The organism is Brevibacterium litoralis (assembly GCF_040212315.1).
Classification (GTDB): Bacteria; Actinomycetota; Actinomycetes; order Actinomycetales; family Brevibacteriaceae; genus Brevibacterium; species Brevibacterium litoralis.
In genome coordinates this window covers 1-17207 of record NZ_JBDIUY010000004.1, presented here as the reverse complement: position 1 = coordinate 17207, position 17207 = coordinate 1, and the positions used below count along the sequence as shown (strand labels likewise).

Below are 17207 nucleotides of genomic sequence, written 5' to 3'. Positions count from 1 at the left end.
GACGTCGTTGTCCTTCGCATGGCGTTCGGTGTTCGGTTGTGGTGGGGTGCGGGCGGTGTGGAGCACAGTGGGGGTGGGGTGCTCGGGGTGCGTCATTCGTCGACGACGTCGACCCGCAGGCCCTCCAGGTCCTCGCGCACCTCGATCTGACAGGCCAACCGGCTGTTCTCGGTGACCTCGTAGGCGTTGGCGAGCATGGCGTCCTCGGCCGCGGTCCGCTCGCCGGTCCGGGCCTTCCACTCGGGTGGCACGTGGACGTGGCAGGTGGCGCACTGCGCCTGTCCGCCGCAGTCCCCGTAGATCCCGGGGACCGCCTCGTTCACCGCGACCTCCATGAGCGGCCAGCCGACCTCGGCCTCGGCCGGGTACTCGGTTCCGTCATGCGCCACGAAGGTGACGTTGACCATCGCTCGCTCCTCTCACATCCCACGTCGTCGGGGGATGGGGCTCGTGTCCGTTCCCATGGAACATAGTCACGATCACGGAGGGAATCAAGGGTTTACCGTTACGAAAAGTCACATGCACCTTCATGCGACCGCTGTTTCAGCCCTGAGCAGTGGTGGGGTGCCGGGGTTCGGGCGGCGTTCTACTCAGCCTCGGAGGACGCCTCCGGCTGCTGCTCCCACCAGGCCATGAGCTCGGCGATCGCCTGGTCCTCGGGCAGTGCTCCGCGGTCGAGCCGGATCTCCAGCATGTGCTTGTACGCCCGGCCGACCACCGGTCCGGGGCGGATGTCGAGGATCTCCATGATCCGCCGCCCGTCGAGGTCGGGGCGGATCGCGTCGAGCTCCTCCTTCTCCTGCAGGGCGGTGATCCGCGCCTCGAGATCGTCGTAGTTGCGCGCCAGCCGGCCGGCCTTCCGCTTGTTGCGGGTCGTCACGTCGGACCGGGTGAGCACGTGGAGGCGGCTGAGCAGGGGACCGGCGTCCGTGATGTACCGGCGGACCGCGGAGTCCGTCCACCCGGCGTCGCCGTAGCCGTAGAACCGCAGGTGCAGCTCGACCAGGCGCGCCACCTTCTTCGTCGTCTCCTTGTCGAACCGCAGCGCGCGCATCCGTTTGGAGGTCTGCCGCGCGCCGACCAGGTCGTGCTGGTGGAAGGTCACCGCCCCGTTGTCCTCGAACCGGCGCGTGGCGGGCTTGCCCACGTCGTGCATGAGCGCGGCGAACCGCACGACGAAGTCGGGCACCGCGATCACCTGCGGGTCCTCGGACGCGTCCTCCGCGTCCCCCGCGGCAGCAGCCGCGGCGGTCCGTTCGGCGTAGACCGCCTCCAGCTCCACCGCCTGGTCGAGCACGGTGAGGGAGTGCTGGTAGATGTCCTTGTGCCGGTGGTGTTCGTCGCGTTCCAGGCGCAGCGCGGAGACCTCCGGGAGCACGTGGTCGGCCAGTCCGGTGTCGACGAGCGCCTCGACGCCGGCCCGCGGGGCCCTCCCGCAGATCAACTTCACCATCTCGTCGCGCACCCGTTCGGCGGAGATGATCCCGATCCGGTCGGCCATGTCCGTCATGGCCTGCCGTGCCTCGTCGTCGATGGTGAATCCCAGCTGGGAGGCGAACCGGGCGGCCCGCATCATGCGCAGTGGGTCGTCGGAGAAGCTGGAGACCGCGGACCCGGGCGTCCGGATGAGTCCGGCCTCGAGATCGCGCAGACCCCCGAAGGGATCGACGAAGGTGCCGGACGGCAGTCGGACGGCCATCGCCCCGATGGTGAAGTCGCGGCGGACCAGGTCCTCGTCCAGGTCGTCCCCGAAGGCGACCACGGGCTTGCGCGAGTCCGGGTCGTAGGCCTCGGCGCGATAGGTCGTGATCTCGATCTGGTACCCGCGCTTGAGCATCCCGATCGTGCCGAACTCCCGGCCGATGTCCCAGTGGGTGTCGGCCCAGTCGGCCACCAGTCGCTCGATGTCGTCGGGACGGGCGTCGGTCGTGAAGTCGAGGTCCGGCATGTCCCGGCCCAGCAGAGCGTCCCGGACGGACCCTCCCACGAGGGCCAGTTCGAACCCGGCGGCGGCGAACCGCCGACCCAGGGGTCCGAGGACGTCGTCGAGCCGGGCGAGGACGTCGGCCAGGCGGGCATGGGCTGCGGCGAGGAACACGCTTCTCCTTGTGATCATGTCCGAGTGGTGAGCATGTCCGAGTGGGCACGTCGGACCGGACCCCACAAGGGTACGCGTGTCCGATGGGGACCACCGACGCAAGCTTCCGCCCGTGCCGGTACCCACCCGTGCCGCCGCCCACGTCCAGAATTCGTGCAAGGCCGACCGATAGAGTTGTCGCCATGTCCAGACCGCTCCCGAAACCGGGCCCGTCCCCGGTGCGCCACCGTGTCGTGGAGGAGACCTCCGCCGGTGGCATCGTGGTCGACCTCGCGTCACCGGCCCTGGACACCGCCGTCATCGCCCGCGTCAACCGCGCCGGCCGCCTCGAGTGGTGCTTGCCCAAGGGGCACCTCGAGGGCACCGAGACCGCCGCGCAGGCCGCCCGCCGGGAGGTCGCCGAGGAGACCGGTGTTCTCGGCGAGGTCCTCGATCCGCTCGGCAGCGTCGACTACTGGTTCTCCGTGTCCGGCCGCCGGGTGCACAAGGTCGTGCACCACTTCCTCCTGCGGGCCGTCGGCGGGGAGCTCACCGTCGAGAACGACCCCGACCACGAGGCGGTCGACGCCGCCTGGGTCCCCTTCGAGGAGCTGGGCACCCGTCTGTCCTTCGCGAACGAGCGTCGGATCGTCGCCGCCGCGCGGCCGGCCCTCGAACGTCACCGGGGATGACCTGACGTGCGTGAGTCCCGCTCCCCGTCCACCCGCCTGTCCCGTCTCGTGGCCGGCCCCGCCGTGCTCGCCGCGCTCACGTTCGGTTGCCTCACCGCCTCCCCCGTCACACCCGCCGCGGGCACCGAGGTCACCTCCTCCGCCGAGGCGCCCGCCACTCCCGACTCCCCTGTCCTCACCCTCGACACGGTGAGTCCCTGGGTCGGCCCCGAGGACACCCTCACCGTCTCCGGGACTCTCACCAACCCGTCCGACACGGACGTCACCGATCCCCGGATGGCCCTCACCCTGTCCGCCGACCGGCTCACCGATCGCCGCGCGATCGAGGACTGGAAGGCGGACACCACCGCGGCCGTCCGCCTGGCCGACACCGCCGATCCGCCCGACCCCCGGGGATCCGGGGACACCGAGGGCGAGGGCCCGGAGGACGCGGGCGTGGCCGCCACGGACGGACCGGACGCGATCATCGAGGTGCCGGACCTGCCGGAGGTCCTCGGCCCCGGGCAGACGGTCGACGTCGAGTTCACCGTCCCCGCCGCCGATCTGGGACTCACCGGGGGTTCCGCCTTCTCGACCTGGGGGGCCCGCGGACTCGACGTCCGGTTCTCCGGCATGCAGGGTGACACCCAGGTCGCCACCCACCGGATCGCCTACACCACGTGGTGGCCCGAGCCGACGGTCGATCCCACACGTCTGACCTTCGTGCTGCCCGTCGTGCTCGCCGGTGGGGACCCCACCGGTCTCGTCCCCGCCGACCGCCTCGAGGAGGCCACGGGCCCCGAGGGGGAACTCACCCACCTGTTCGAGGTGGCCGAGTCCGACCCCGACACCGCCCTGGCCGTCGACCCACGACTGCTCGCCTCCGTCACCCGCGTGCTCGAGGAGGACGGGGCTCCGTCCGCCGAGGACCCCGCGGACGCGGAGACCACGGGACCCGACGACCCCGCGGACGGGGACACCGGGGAGACCGAGCCCGCGGACCGCACGACGCCGGAGGACGAGGAGGACGGCGAGGGCGCCACGGCGGGCGGGACCGCGGAACCCCTCCCCGGACCGTCGGTGACCGGGGACCCCGAGCAGGCGACCGACCTGCCCACCCCCACGGCCGCGGAGGACCCCCACCCACGACTGCGGGCCTGGTACCAGGACTTCGTCGCGGTCGGACAGGACCGGACCGTCCTCGCCCTGCCCTGGGCCGACACGGACCCCTCCCTCCTGCGGGCCGCGGGACTCGGGCCCACGGCCGAGCGGGCCGAGGACGGGACGGACCTCGTCGCACAGGTCTTCCCGGAGGCCCGGACCGACGTGGCGTGGCCGGCCGACGGCACCGCGACGATCGAGAGCATGGAGGACCGGACCGCCACCGGAGCCGACACCTTCCTCCTCACCGACGCCCAGAAACCCAGCCTCACCGGCTACACGACGAACGCCCTGTCCTCCCTGTCCTTCGTGTCCGGGGGCACGACCGAGGCCTTCGAGGAACGTCCGGAGACGACGACCGCCACGGCGCTCGTCGCGGACCAGGGGCTCACCGACACGCTCGCCCGGACGGACACGGACCCGGCCGTCGTGGCCGGGGAGTTCCTCGCGGAGACCGCGGCCATCACCCTCGAGAGGCCCTACGACTCCCGCGAACTCCTCGTCACCCATCCGCGGGCGACCACCGCGGACACGGCCCGGACCGCGGCCGCCGTCGCCGGTGCGTTCGAGGACACCCCGTGGGTCGAGGGCCTCGACCTCGCGGGACTCACCGAGGGTCAGCCGGTCGCCCGGTCCCCGCTCGTCGTCGACCCGACCCGGGGGACGGCCGTGACCGACCTGCTGGCCGGTACGGACGCCGTGCGGTCCCGGGCCGCGGAGTTCTCCGCGGCCTACGTCGACCCGGAGTCGTTCCTCACCGTCACCGACCACATGCTCCTGACGTGCACCTCGGTGGCGATCCTCGACACCGCGCTCGATGCGACCCGGCCGGGACTCGTCACCGACTGCACCGACGAGGCGGCCGCCGTCGTCGACGCGACCCGGTCCGGGATCGCCCCGGAGCAGGGGTCCGACGTCCTGCTCGTCACCGGTGAGGAGATCACCATCCCCGTGATCGTGCAGAACACGACCGGGGCCGACGCCCGCCTGCGGGTGCGGATCGCGGCCGAGACCCCCGGTCTGCAGACCACTGTGTCCCCCGCGGCCGTCGTCCCCGCCGGGTCCTCGTACCGGTTCGAGGTGCCCGTGAGCGGCGTGGCCAACGGCAACGTCGCGACGCGGGTCGAACTGCTCACGGACGCCGACACCGCACTGCCGGAGTCGACGGACCTGCTCGTGCGCGTCCGCGCGGAGTGGGAGAACATCGGGACCGCCGTCGTCGGTTCCCTCCTCGTCATCGTCTTCGTCGCCGGTGTCGTCGTCTCGATCCGCAAGGGTCGGCGCACCATCCCGCAGAACCAGCTCGACGCGGCCGTCGCCCGCGCGGAGGAGAACTGAATGGCCCCCACCCTGTCGTCCCTGGCCCGGTCCTCGGCGCTCATGTCGGCCGGCACCCTCGTCTCGCGGGTGCTCGGCTTCGCCAAGGCGATGCTCCTGGCGATCGCGATCGGTGTGTCCGTGGGTGGGGCGGCGAACGCCTTCGACATCGCGAACAAGGTGCCGAACAACCTCTACATGCTGCTCGCCGGCGGTGTGCTCAACGCGGTGCTCGTGCCCCAGATCGTCCGAGCCATGAAGCACGACGACGGCGGCCACCGGTTCGTCAACCGGCTGCTCACGCTCGCGATGGCTCTCATCGCCCTGTTCACCGTCCTCGCGACGCTCCTGGCGCCGTACATCGTGCGGCTGTACTCCAGCGGGTCGTGGAGCGACGAACAGGTGGCGCTGGCCGTCGCCTTCGCCTACATCTGCCTGCCGCAGATCTTCTTCTACGGCCTCTACACGCTCCTCGGGCAGGTGCTCAACGCCCGCCGGTCCTTCGGCCCCTACATGTGGGCCCCCGTCCTCAACAACGTCGTCGCGATCCTCGGGCTGCTCGCCTTCATCTGGATCTTCGGTCCCGGTGACTCCGGCCAGCACGCCGTCGGCACCTGGGACCCCACGAAGATCGGGATCCTCGCCGGCTCCGCGACGCTCGGCGTCGTGTGCCAGGCGCTCGTCCTGCTGTGGCCCCTGCGGGCCGGGGGATTCCGCTACCGCCCCGCCTTCGGTTTCCGCGGGGTCGGTCTGGGGACCGCCGGGAAGGTCGCGTCCTGGACCTTCGCCGCACTCCTCGTCGGGCAGGCGGGCTTCGTCGTGATCTCGCGGGTGGCGGCCTCCGTGCCCGCCGGCACCGAGGTGGACCCCCTGCCCTCGAACGCCGCCTACACCTTCGCCTACCTCGTCTTCATGCTGCCGCACTCGATCGTCGCGGTCTCCCTCGTCACGGCCCTCTTCACCTCGCTGAGCCAGGACGCGGCGAACGGTGACCTCGCGGCGGTCCGTGCCTCGACCTCGCTCGGTCTGCGCACCGTCGGCATGTGCACGGTCTTCGCGACCGTCACGATCATGGCGCTCGACGGACCCCTGGCCATGGTCATCACCACCCGGCACCAGAACGAGGCCGAGGTGATGTCGAACGTCCTCACCTTCATGGTCCTCGGACTCGTCCCCTTCAGTGCCAACTACCTGTTGCAGCGGGTGTTCTACGCCTACGAGGACGCCCGCACGCCCTTCTGGATCCAGCTGCCCCAGGTGGTGCTCACCACGCTCGGTGTCCTGTGGGCCGGAACCATGCCCGACCGCGTCGTCGTCGCGTACATCGGTCTGGCCATGAGCGCCGGATACCTGCTCGCGATGCTGCTCAGCTGCGTGTTCGTGCTCCGGCGGATCGGGAACTTCGGGCTCGGCCAGGCCGTCCGGGCCCACGTGAAGTACCTGGTCGCCGGCGTCCTCGCCCTGCTCGTCGGAGTGGTCCTGCGCATCCTCGTGGGCCCCGGCGCCTGGGACGACAAGGGGAGTGCCTTCCTCATGGTCGCGTGGATCGGACCCGTCATGCTCGCCGTCTACCTCGGCATGTGCTGGCTCATGCGGGTGCGCGAGATCCGGATGATCGTCGACGCCGTCCGCACGAAGGTCGGTCGCTGATCCGCCTTCCTCTTCGCGGGTAGACTCGGCCCCGGTAGGAGTGCGTTGTGTACGACAGCTGGAGGTGGTCCCCCTGATCGAAGTCGAAGCCGGCACGGTCGTCGCCGATCGGTACGTCGTCTCCGGAGTGCTGCGCCCCTGGCTGGCGGACCATCCCGACGTCGGCGTCGTCATCCTCGCGATCGACGCCATCCTCGACGCCCCCGTCGTCCTCTACGCCGCGCACACGGACGCCTCGGGCGACCTCCTCGACGTCGGCCGTCGCAGCGCCCTCCTCACGGACCCCCGCATCCCGGCCATCCGGGACGTCGGGTCGACCGCGGACCTCGACTTCGTCGTGTGCGCCCGCACGGGCACCACCTCGCTCACCGAACTGCTCCGCGAGGGACCGCTGCCCGCCGAGTCGGCGCGGGCCCTGGCCGGTGAGGTCGCCACCGCCCTCACCCACGCCTCGCGCCGCGGTCTCCACCATTTGTGCCTCGGACCGGAGTCGATCGGGCTCACCTCCGAGGGCGAGGTGGTCGTCCACGGTCTCGGTATCGACGCCGCCGTCGCCGCCGGTCCCTACGGCCTCGACCTCGACTCCATGAGCACGAAGGACGCCGAGCACGCCGACGCGCTGGCCGTCGTCGACGTCCTCTACGCCGCCCTCACCGCCCACTGGCCCGGGGATTCCTCCCGCGCCGGCCTACCGCTGGCCCCCAAGCACAACGCCCGGTTCGAACCCGTCTCCGCGATCACCACCGGTGTGCCCCGCCGCCTCGAGGAGTTCGTCTCCGGTGTCGTCACCGGCACCGAGTCCGGACCCCGCGGCGCCTCGGAGATCGTGCGGTACCTGGGGGACTGGGACACCGCGACCCTCGTGGGCCTCGTCCGGGAGGACGCCCCGAGCGACGACCGGTTGTTCCCCGGCGACACCGGGCCCGTCCTCACCGGAGCCGCCCCCTCGGACCCCGTGAGCCCCACCCGGACCGTCCTGCCCGGCACCCCCGCCGCCGACACCGACACCGCCGGTGACCGGGCCACGCAGGACCAGTTGCAGCGCGCCCTGCGCCGGATCGGCTTCGTCCGCCCCGGCACCCACGGACAGGCCGCGGGCCGCGCCGACGAGGCGCCCGAACAGTTCGACGACCTCATGCGCATGCGGGCCGCCTCCGCCTTCCCCATCCCCGCCGACCGGCTCGACGCCGCGGCCGAGGACGCCGAGGAATGGGACCCGGAGACCGCCCGGGCCGAGTACGCCCGGTACTCCCGGCAGGAGACGGACCCCAACCTCACCGCGCCGATCATGGACCGGTCCGAGATCGAGGACCCGGCGGACGAGGAGCTCGACGACGAGCGGGTGGAGGACACCGCGGCCGTCGACACCGTGGCCCTACCCGTCGTCACCGCCGAGGACCTCGACTCCTCCGACGACCTCGACGCGGGGTCCCCCGACCGTCCCACGCCGCCGAGCGAGCCCGCTCCCGGTGTCCTCCCGGCTGCAGGTCCTGCACCCGGTTCCGCCGCGGCCGGCGGCACGGTCCCCGGCACCCGACCGTCCACCGGCCAGGGCGACGACTCCTGGTTCATGGGCGGGATGTTCACCACCGACGAGGAACGACTGGCCGCCCAGCAGGCCGAGTTCGAACGCGAACGCGAACTCCAGCGCCGGGCCGCCGAACGCGCGGCACTGGCGGCTTCAGCGGCGGGCGCCTCGAACGCGGGGACCGGGGACGACCGGCCCACGCCGGTGTCGGCCGCTGCTGCCGACGGGACGGCGACGTCCGCGCCCGCGGGGACCCGGGAGGACCGGGAGCGCTCCCGGAAGCCGCTCGTCCTCCTCATCGGCCTGCTCGCCGCCGTGCTGGTCGTCGCGCTCGTCGTCTGGGGGATCGCACGCCCGCGCGGTGAGGAGCCCGTCCCGGTCGCCGAGGAGCCGACCTCCGCGGAACCTGCTCCGGAGACCGCGGAGGCCACGCCGACGCCCACGCCGACCCCGACGCCCACCTACGTCGACCCGGTCGTCGTCGCAGCCGAGGACCTCGACCCCGAGGGCGACGGCTCCGAGAACCCCGAGGACATCGACAAGGTCATGCCCGGGGTCAAGGGCGCCTGGCAGTCGGAGCGCTACAACTCCTCCGTCTTCGGGTATCTCAAGAAGGGCCTGGGCATCGGGGTCACCCTCGAGTCCCCGGAGTCGACCGTCGCGGGTGTCGAACTCGTGTCCGGGACGCCCGGTGGAGAGCTGGAGATCCGCATGAGCGACTCCCCCGAGGTCGAGGACGCCGAGGTGGTCGCCACCGGTGAACTGCCCGACGACCGCGGCACCATCGCCTTCGACGAACCCGTGACCGGCGAGTACCTGTTCGTGTGGTTCACCAAGTTGCCACCGGACGGCCAGGGCTACGTGTCCCGCGTGAGTGAGATCCGTCCGATCGGGGTGACCGAGATGGAGGAGATCTCCGCGGGGTCCGACTCCACGGACGACTGACGAGGAATAAACCCGTGAGCGCCCCGGTTGTCACCGGGTGCGCGCCCCACGACCACCGACCCACTCTCCACATCCGAACCACCGACACCAGACCGAGGTCCCGCCGGGACGGGGCCCACGACGTGCGCAAGGGAAGCAGAGCTCTCACATGACCGACAAGAAGATCGTCATCATCGGATCCGGCCCGGCCGGCTACACCGCCGCCGTCTACGCGGCACGCGCGGGACTGGAACCCGTCGTCATCGCCGGGTCCGTCACCGCCGGTGGCGAACTCATGAACACCACCGACGTCGAGAACTTCCCGGGCTTCCCGGAGGGTGTCATGGGTCCGCAGCTCATGGAGAACATGCGGGCACAGGCGGAGAAGTTCGGTGCCGAGATCGTCTACGACGACGTCACCGAGCTGCGCACGGAGCCGGGCGCCCACGGCATCACCACGGCTCTCGGCGCCGAGTACACCGCCGAGGCCGTCATCCTCTCGACCGGCTCCGCCTACCGCGAGCTCGGTCTGCCGAACGAGAAGGAACTCTCCGGACACGGCGTGAGCTGGTGCGCGACCTGCGACGGTTTCTTCTTCCGCGACCAGGAGATCGCGGTCATCGGTGGCGGTGACTCGGCTCTCGAGGAGGCGACCTTCCTCACCCGTTTCGCCTCGAAGGTCACACTCGTCCACCGGCGCCAGGAGCTGCGCGCCTCCCAGGCCATGCAGGACCGGGCGAAGGCCGACCCCAAGCTGGAGTTCCTGCTCGACTCCGAGGTCGCCGAGATCCACGGGGAGGACTCCCTCACCGGGCTCACCATCCGCAACACCGTCACCGGCGAGACCTCGCAGCTGCCCGTCACCGGCATGTTCGTGGCCATCGGATCCGACCCGCGGACCGACCTGGTCAAGGACACCCTCACCCTCCGGGAGGACGGCTACCTGGCCGTCGAGGGCCGGACCTCGAAGACCGGTGTCGAGGGCGTGTTCGCCGCCGGCGACGTCATCGACCCGACCTACCGCCAGGCCGTCACGGCCGCCGGGTCCGGCTGCGTGGCCGCCCTCGACGCCGAGCACTACCTGGCCGCCCGCGCGGCCTCCGAGACCTCTCAGACTGCTGGCGTAGCCTGAGCGGCGATCGCCCGGACCCCGAACCCCCAGCGAGGAGTACACATGACCAAGGAAGTCACCGACGCGACGTTCTCCGCGGACGTCCTGGAATCCGACAAGCCCGTCCTCGTCGACTTCTGGGCGCCCTGGTGCGGTCCCTGCCGCATGGTCTCGCCGATCGTCGACGAGATCGGCGCCGAGCACGCCGAGAGCCTCGAGGTCGTGAAGATCAACACCGACGAGAACATGGAGACCGCCTCGAAGTACGGCATCACCTCCATCCCCGCGCTCTACGTCTTCAAGGACGGTGAGGTCGCCAAGACCATCATCGGCGCCCGGCCCAAGCCGGCCCTCCTGCAGGAACTGGCGGACTTCGTCGCCTGAGTCACCGGCAGTCGCACCACCCGCGAGGCGTCTGTCGAGTGATCGACGGACGCCTCGCGTGTCGCCCCTCCGTCCGCCATGATCCGAGAGTTCCATGAATCCCAATCCTGTGTACCCGACATTCTCCCGCGGCGACTCCAGCGACGTCCTCCCGGCGGTGAAGGCCCAACTGGCCCGACTGGGACTGCAGGTCGGGGACCCGGGCTCCGAGGAGTTCGACGAGCAGTTCACCGCCGCGATCCGGCACTTCCAGCAGGAACGCGGTCTGCTCTGCAACGGCATCCTGGGGCCCGAGACCTTCGCGCAGATCGAGCTCGCGCGCCACCGGCTGGGTGACCGTGTCCTCCGGTACGACCCGGTCCGGGCCATGGTCGGTGACGACGTCGCCCAGCTGCAGAAGCTGCTGAGCGGACTGGGGATCTACACCCGCCGGATCGACTACGAGTTCGGTACCCACACCGATGCCGCGGTCCGTGAGGCCCAGAAGGGCATCGGCGTGAACCCCGACGGGATCGCCGGTCCCACGACGCTGCGTGGCCTCCAGGCCGTCTCCCGTGGCAACGAGGACGGCAACCTGTTCGCCCTCCAGGAGAAGGCCCGGGTGACGGCCTCCGGTCCCTCGCTCGTCGGCCGCGTGTTCGTCATCGAGGCCGGCACCTCCGCCCAGGACTTCCCCAACGCCCCGTACACGGACGAACTCCGCGCTCTCGAGGCGGACTTCTCCGGGGACATCGCCCGCCGGGTGGAAGGGCGTCTGGCGGCTCTGGGTGCCTCCCCCATCCTGCTCACGGGTTCGCACGGGCAGCCCCGCCTGGGCGACGAGCTCGGAGCCAGTGCCGTCATCACCATCAACCAGGACGCCTCGGAATCGCCGCGGGCCAACGGTCTGTCGACCTACCACTTCGGCTTCGCCGGGGACCGCCGCATCAACTCGCCGATGGGTGAGCAACTGGCCGAGCTCGTCCAGCGGGAGATCCTGTCGCGGACCGGGTTCCTGGACTGCCGCACGCATTCGCGGACCTGGCACTCCCTGCGCGTCCTCCGTGCGCCCAAGGTCCACGTGCTCGCCGGGTACCTGACGAACGACCGCGACCGCGCACTGCTGTCCGACCCGGCCGTGCGCGACGGGATCGCCTACGGGATCGCGGTGTCCCTCCAGCGGCTGTACTTCACCGAGGAGCAGGACCCACCCACGGGCACCCTCGACCTCGCGGCACTGCGCAGCAGCTGATAGTACTGCGAAGCAGCTGACGACAGAGCGGAGCAGCTGAGGAGACAGAGGCGCAGCCGAGGACTTTTCCACAGGTCCTCGTCCACAGATGTGGACGTTCTCCACAGAATTGTGCACAGGTGTGAAAACTCACGCCATCCAGTGCGGACATGACAGGGGCGGCACCTCCGGAATGGAGGTGCCGCCCCTGTCGTGCCTGGTCAGGCCGGAATCAGGGGCGTGAACCGGCCGAGCGTGTCACTCCCCGTCGAGACCGAAAAGCTCCATGATGCGGGCCAGATCGTCCTCGCCGGCGAACTCGACGCTGATCTTGCCCTTCTTCTTCCCCATGCTGATGTCCACCTTCGTCTCGAGGCGATCACCCATACGGCTGGCGAAGGTCTCCATCACGGGGCTCACCGCGCGAGAGGCTCGCGTCCGGGGACGCTTGGGGCCCTGGTTCGCGAGGACCACCGCTTCCTCGGTCGCACGCACGGACAGTCCTTCGGCGACCACCCGTTGCGCCAGGCTCTCCATCTCCGCGGCGTCGTCGAGACCGAGGATCGCCCGGGCATGCCCCTGTGAGAGGACACCGGCTGCCACACGGCGCTGCACGAGTGCCGGCAGCTTCATGAGCCGCAGGGTGTTCGAGATCTGCGGACGCGACCGGCCGATCCGCTGGGAGAGTTCCTCCTGGGTGCACTGGAAGTCGTCGAGCAGCTGCTGGTAGGCGGCCGCCTCTTCGAGCGGGTTGAGATCGGCGCGGTGCAGATTCTCCAGGAGCGCGTCGCGCAGCAGGTCCGTCTCCGGGACCTCGCGGATGATCGCGGGGATCTCCGTGAGCCCGGCCTCCTTCGACGCGCGGAAGCGACGCTCACCCATGATGAGTTCGTACTGCGGTGCGGCGGGATCGACGACGCGGACGACCACCGGCTGCAGGACACCGACCTGCTGGATCGAGGTGACGAGCTCGTCGAGCTTCTCCTCCTCGAAGACCGTACGGGGCTGGCGCGGGTTCGGGCGGATGTCGTCCAGACGCAGGAGACCGAAGGCCGTCCCGGGGACCTTCATGAGGTCATCGGTGGAGTCCTCGTTCGGGTCGTCGGCAGGCTTCGCCGCGCGGGCACCGGCCTTGGACACGGCTGCGAGGGTCACGTCGGCTGCCGTCCGGGGGCGAGCCGTCTTCTTCGCAGGCGTGCCGTCCCCCTTCTTTGTCTGTGGGGCGTCTGCCGCGGAGGCTTCCGAGGACGTCGTACGCGCGCTCGGCGTCCGGCCTTTGCTCGTCCGGCCGGTCCGCGCACGGCGGAACCCCTCGGCCGGATCATTCACCTTCTTGGCGTGATCCGTTTCACGTGAAACGTCGTCATCCGCGTCGAAGGGATCGACCGAACCCGGCTTCGCGGGGAAGAAGACGTCGACGGGACGCTCCTCGGTCACCACATCAGGAATCAATGCACCCAAACCTTTTCCAAGACCTCGCTTCTTCTCAGCCATTGTTCGCTCCTCGGTGTGCGATTTCCTCCGCAGCTTCCCGATAGGAGAGCGCGCCGGACGAATTGGGTTCATAGGAGATCACGGTCTGCCCATAGGAAGGCGCCTCCGAGATCCGGACGGACCGCGGGATTGCGGCCCTGAGCACCTGTCGTGGGAAGTGAGCTCGCACGTCCTCGGCCACCTGCGCACTCAGATTCGTACGTCCGTCGAACATCGTGAGCAGGATCGTCGAGATGTCGAGGGACGGATTCAGATGCTTCTTGATCTGCTGGATGCTGTTCCACAACTGACTCAGCCCCTCGAGCGCGTAGTACTCGCACTGGATGGGGATGAGGACCTCGCGTGCTGCGACGAAGGCGTTCACGGTGAGCAGACCCAGGCTTGGCGGGCAGTCGATGACGACGTAGTCGATCGGCGAGCCGGCATCCTTCCGTTGCTGCAGGTATTTCTGGAGGGCACGCGTGAGACGTTGCTCCCGAGCGACCATCGAGACGAGCTCGATCTCGGCGCCGGCGAGATTGATCGTGGCGGGCAGGCACCACAGGGTCTCGAAGTCCGGGGAGGGGACGACGGCCTCACTCATCTCGACCTCGTCGATGAGGACCTCGTAGACACTGTTGACGTCCGTCGAGTGCTCGACACCGAGCGCGGTACTCGCGTTCCCCTGGGGATCGATGTCGATGACGAGGACATTGAGGTCCTGCTTGGCCAAGGCTGCAGCGATGTTCACCGCGGAGGTTGTCTTGCCGACCCCACCCTTCTGGTTGGCCACGGTGAAGATCCGTGTCCGTGCCGGACGAGCGAACTCCACCGTCGCCAGACGCCGTGCCCGTTCGCTGTCCCGGGCGATCTGGGCTCCCAGCGGAGTCGATTCGTCCACACTCGACATCAAACACTCTCCGTCCTCGAGGGGATTTCGGCCTTCGCTGAATTCTACGCCCGTAGGCAGTTCCACGTGAAACACCACGCGGTTCGTTCCACGTGAAACGCTCGACGCCGACAGACCCCAGGGGAGCGATCCTTCGGAACCCACGAGATCGACAGAGTCCAGGTGATGTTCCACGTGGAACATCACCTGGACTCTGTCATCGAACCTGTGCCGGCGCGTCTTTATTAGTCCTAATTACCACTTACGGGACGGACTGTGCCATCCCCGGCCTCACTTCCGGCGGACCTCCGCCACACGGGTGGGGACCTCGAGGTGTCCCTCGCCGAGCGCGTGCACGATCGGCGTGGTCATCCGGTTCTTCTTCACGACCTTCTTGGCCTTCAGGATCTCCTGATCGACCGAGGCGCCCTTGAGCGCGAGCAGCCGTCCCTCCGGTCCGAGGACCGGTGCGACCCACTCGACGAGGACCGCCAGGCTCTTGACCGCGCGGGCCGTCGCCACTGTGAACATCTCGATGTCGACCAGTTCCTCCACCCGGGCCCGCACGATCCGCACGTTCTGCAGACCCAGGTCGTCGACGACCTCGGTGAGCCACTCGACCCGGCGTTCCATCGGTTCGACGAGGACGTAGCGGGCATCCGGCTGCGCGAGGGCCAACGGGATGCCCGGCAGACCGGCGCCGGATCCGATGTCGCCGACGGTGTCACCCGGCTCCACGAGGGCACCGACGACACCACAGTTGAGCACGTGACGGGTCCACAGGCGGGGCAGTTCCCGCGGTCCGATGAGACCGCGTTCCACGCCCGTCGTCGCCAGGTGGTGCACGTAGGCGCGGGCCTTCTCGATCCGGTCGCCGAAGAGCTCGGCCGCGTAGGCCGGTTCCGCCTCGAGCTCCTCGAAGCCCTCCACCGCGTCGCTCATCACGGCACGATGACCACGCGGCGGTGGTCACCCTCTCCCTCGGATTCCGAGGTGAGCCCGGCCTTCGCGACCTGGTCGTGCACGACCTTGCGTTCGAAGGCATTCATGGGACGGAACTCGTACCGCTCCCCCGTCTCCTGCACCTTCTCGATCGCCTTCCGGGCGGTCTCGCGCAGGTCGTCCTTCCGGCGGTCACGGAAACCGTCCACGTCGAGGACCAGCCACGACCGCTGGCCCGTCCGCGCCTGGACGGCCAACCGCGTGAGCTCCTGCAGGGAGCTGAGCACCGCGCCGTCGCGGCCCACGAGTGTCCCCAGGTTGGAGTCCTCGTCCTCGCACACGACGGCCACCTGTGCCCGGCCGTCGACGACGTCGATGTCGATGTCGCCGTCGATGTCCGCCAGGTCGAGGAGCTCCTCCAGATAGTCCGCCGCGATGTCGCCCTCCTCCTCGAGGAGCGCGGCCCGCGACGGACGCGCCGTCGTGTCCTGCGTGTCCGCTTCCGTCCCGGAGGTCTCCTGCGTCGGGTCGACGTCCTCTGTCACACCGTTGTCGCTCATACGCACAGTCCTCTTACTTCTTCTTCTTTTTCTTCTGGCGGTTCTTGCCCACCGGCTGCTGACGCTGTCCGCCCTTGGACGTGCCACTGCCGGTCCCCGCCTCGGGCTCCGTCATCTCGATCGGCTTGGCGCCGGGCAGCGGCGCCTTGCCCTTCCGGGCGCGCCGCTCCATGAGCTCCTTCTCGGCCTGGGACCCGGGGGCCGGCATGTTACGGATGACGACCCACTGCTGACCGACGGTCCACGCGTTGGACACGACCCAGTAGACGAGCACGCCGACGGGGAAGTAGACACCACCGACGGCGAAGACCACCGGCATCACGTACAGCAGCATCTTCTGCTGCTGCATGAACGGGTTGTTCATGGCCGCTTCGGACATGTTCTTCGACATCATCATGCGCTGGGCGAAGAACTGCATGGTGCCCATCGCGATGATCATGATGCCGGTGAGCACCTTGACGTCCCAGCCCTCGGTGAAGCCACCGGAGGACAGGAAGGTGTCGGCGAAGGACACACCGAAGATCGAGGCCGCCTCGGCCTGCTGCGCCAACTGCTGGGTGACGCCACCGATGGGCGCCTGGGTCCCCTCGGCGATCGTCGGCAGGTGGAAGATCACCCGGTACAGGGAGAAGAAGATGGGCATCTGCACGAGCAGGGGCAGGCAGGATGCGAAGGGGTTGGTGCCCGCCTTCTTGAACAGGGCCTGCTGTTCCTCGGCCATGGCCTGACGGGAGAACTGGTCGGTCTTGCCCTTGTACTTCGCCTGGAGACGCTGGATCTCCGGCTGGATCAGCTGCATCTTCCGCTGCGACTTGATCTGGTAGACCGTCAGCGGGATGAGCACGGCACGGACCACGACGGTGAGTCCGGCGATCGCGAGCACCCAGGTCCAGCCGCCGGCCGGATCCATGCCGAGCGTGCTGAAGACGTTGTGGAAGATCGCCAGGATCCATGCCACCACCCACTGCAGTGGCATGAGAATCGTGTCGATGAAGCCCATTCAGTTTCTCCTCGTCGATCGGTCCCGCACACGGGTCCGATCGGTCGTGATGTGTTGTGAGTCCATTCTGCCAGCCCGGCGGGCCCCGGCCTCACGCGCCACGGTGGGCCCGCAGTGCTTCGGAACGCCTGGCCATCACCGAGCCGGGGACGTGGTCGACCCCGCCCGGTGAGAAAGGATTGCAGCGCAGCAACCGCCAGACGGTGAGCGCGGCGCCGCGCACCGCCCCGGTGACCTCGAAGGCGTCGAGTGCGTACTTCGAGCAACTGGGGTAGTACCGGCACACCTCGCCGTACAGGGGCGAGACGAT

15 protein-coding genes are annotated in these 17207 nt (G+C 69.5%); 7 read left to right on the top strand and 8 right to left on the bottom strand.

Features of this window, described 5'->3' with window-relative positions:
- Positions 1-92 precede the first annotated feature (92 nt).
- Both AAD496_RS00550 and AAD496_RS00545 read right to left on the bottom strand, forming a co-directional pair.
- Entirely contained in the window at positions 93-407 is a 315-nt protein-coding gene (locus AAD496_RS00550) for a 2Fe-2S iron-sulfur cluster-binding protein (protein ID WP_349826674.1), read from the bottom strand.
- A gap of 179 nt (positions 408-586) precedes the next feature.
- Positions 587-2116 (bottom strand): CCA tRNA nucleotidyltransferase, encoded by a 1530-nt coding sequence (locus AAD496_RS00545; protein ID WP_433913711.1) that lies wholly within the window; start codon positions 2114-2116, stop codon positions 587-589.
- Positions 2117-2280: 164 nt separating this feature from the next.
- On the opposite strand from AAD496_RS00545, the gene AAD496_RS00540 reads away from it, so the two are divergent.
- The 7 genes from AAD496_RS00540 (at position 2281) to AAD496_RS00510 (ending at position 12054) form a co-directional block, all read left to right on the top strand.
- Entirely contained in the window at positions 2281-2769 is a 489-nt protein-coding gene (locus tag AAD496_RS00540; RefSeq protein ID WP_349826672.1) for an NUDIX hydrolase, read from the top strand.
- Between the two features lie 6 nt (positions 2770-2775).
- On the top strand, positions 2776-5247 hold the full coding sequence (locus AAD496_RS00535) for a DUF6049 family protein (RefSeq protein ID WP_349826671.1): 2472 nt from the start codon (positions 2776-2778) through the stop codon (positions 5245-5247).
- Positions 5248-6876 carry a murein biosynthesis integral membrane protein MurJ gene (gene murJ / locus AAD496_RS00530; RefSeq protein ID WP_349826670.1) on the top strand — a complete coding sequence of 543 codons (1629 nt, stop codon included), beginning with the start codon at positions 5248-5250 and terminating at the stop codon, positions 6874-6876.
- A 64-nt stretch (positions 6877-6940) separates the two neighbouring features.
- Positions 6941-9349 (top strand): protein kinase family protein, encoded by a 2409-nt coding sequence (locus AAD496_RS00525; RefSeq protein WP_349826669.1) that lies wholly within the window; start codon positions 6941-6943, stop codon positions 9347-9349.
- Between the two features lie 148 nt (positions 9350-9497).
- Positions 9498-10460, top strand: a complete 963-nt coding sequence (trxB, locus tag AAD496_RS00520; RefSeq protein WP_349826668.1) for a thioredoxin-disulfide reductase — start codon at positions 9498-9500, stop codon at positions 10458-10460.
- Between the two features lie 42 nt (positions 10461-10502).
- Entirely contained in the window at positions 10503-10823 is a 321-nt protein-coding gene (trxA, locus tag AAD496_RS00515) for a thioredoxin (protein WP_349826667.1), read from the top strand.
- Between the two features lie 94 nt (positions 10824-10917).
- A complete protein-coding gene (locus AAD496_RS00510) occupies positions 10918-12054 on the top strand; it encodes an N-acetylmuramoyl-L-alanine amidase (protein ID WP_349826666.1) in 1137 nt (378 codons plus the stop codon).
- Positions 12055-12291: 237 nt separating this feature from the next.
- Here the strand turns inward: AAD496_RS00510 and AAD496_RS00505 are convergent, their stop codons facing one another.
- From AAD496_RS00505 to yidD, 6 genes are all read right to left on the bottom strand, one after another.
- The gene (locus AAD496_RS00505) at positions 12292-13527 is read right to left on the bottom strand and encodes a ParB/RepB/Spo0J family partition protein (RefSeq protein WP_433913710.1); all 1236 of its coding nucleotides are present in this window, start codon (positions 13525-13527) and stop codon (positions 12292-12294) included.
- Complete coding sequence (locus AAD496_RS00500) at positions 13520-14416, bottom strand: ParA family protein (RefSeq protein ID WP_349826664.1); 897 nt, start codon at positions 14414-14416, stop codon at positions 13520-13522. Before AAD496_RS00500 ends, AAD496_RS00505 begins: the two co-directional genes overlap by 8 nt.
- Before the next feature lie 270 nt (positions 14417-14686).
- A complete protein-coding gene (rsmG, locus tag AAD496_RS00495; protein WP_349826663.1) occupies positions 14687-15337 on the bottom strand; it encodes a 16S rRNA (guanine(527)-N(7))-methyltransferase RsmG in 651 nt (216 codons plus the stop codon).
- The gene (locus AAD496_RS00490) at positions 15337-15897 is read right to left on the bottom strand and encodes a Jag family protein (protein ID WP_349826662.1); all 561 of its coding nucleotides are present in this window, start codon (positions 15895-15897) and stop codon (positions 15337-15339) included. Before AAD496_RS00490 ends, rsmG begins: the two co-directional genes overlap by 1 nt.
- A gap of 13 nt (positions 15898-15910) precedes the next feature.
- Positions 15911-16897, bottom strand: a complete 987-nt coding sequence (gene yidC / locus AAD496_RS00485; protein WP_349826661.1) for a membrane protein insertase YidC — start codon at positions 16895-16897, stop codon at positions 15911-15913.
- Between the two features lie 91 nt (positions 16898-16988).
- On the bottom strand, positions 16989-17207 hold a 219-nt coding region (gene yidD / locus AAD496_RS00480; protein WP_349826660.1), incomplete at its 5' end, for a membrane protein insertion efficiency factor YidD.

Bases quoted from the DNA above. Each gene is read 5' to 3' on its own strand.
- rsmG (WP_349826663.1), bottom strand. From the start codon at position 15,337: ATGAGCGACGCGGTGGAGGGCTTCGAGGAGCTCGAGGCGGAACCGGCC.
- murJ (WP_349826670.1), top strand. From the start codon at position 5,248: ATGGCCCCCACCCTGTCGTCCCTGGCCCGGTCCTCGGCGCTCATGTCG.
- AAD496_RS00510 (WP_349826666.1), top strand. From the start codon at position 10,918: ATGAATCCCAATCCTGTGTACCCGACATTCTCCCGCGGCGACTCCAGC.
- AAD496_RS00545 (WP_433913711.1), bottom strand. From the start codon at position 2,116: ATGATCACAAGGAGAAGCGTGTTCCTCGCCGCAGCCCATGCCCGCCTG.
- AAD496_RS00540 (WP_349826672.1), top strand. From the start codon at position 2,281: ATGTCCAGACCGCTCCCGAAACCGGGCCCGTCCCCGGTGCGCCACCGT.
- AAD496_RS00550 (WP_349826674.1), bottom strand. From the start codon at position 407: ATGGTCAACGTCACCTTCGTGGCGCATGACGGAACCGAGTACCCGGCC.
- AAD496_RS00490 (WP_349826662.1), bottom strand. From the start codon at position 15,897: ATGAGCGACAACGGTGTGACAGAGGACGTCGACCCGACGCAGGAGACC.
- AAD496_RS00505 (WP_433913710.1), bottom strand. From the start codon at position 13,527: ATGGCTGAGAAGAAGCGAGGTCTTGGAAAAGGTTTGGGTGCATTGATT.
- AAD496_RS00500 (WP_349826664.1), bottom strand. From the start codon at position 14,416: ATGTCGAGTGTGGACGAATCGACTCCGCTGGGAGCCCAGATCGCCCGG.
- yidC (WP_349826661.1), bottom strand. From the start codon at position 16,897: ATGGGCTTCATCGACACGATTCTCATGCCACTGCAGTGGGTGGTGGCA.
- trxB (WP_349826668.1), top strand. From the start codon at position 9,498: ATGACCGACAAGAAGATCGTCATCATCGGATCCGGCCCGGCCGGCTAC.
- trxA (WP_349826667.1), top strand. From the start codon at position 10,503: ATGACCAAGGAAGTCACCGACGCGACGTTCTCCGCGGACGTCCTGGAA.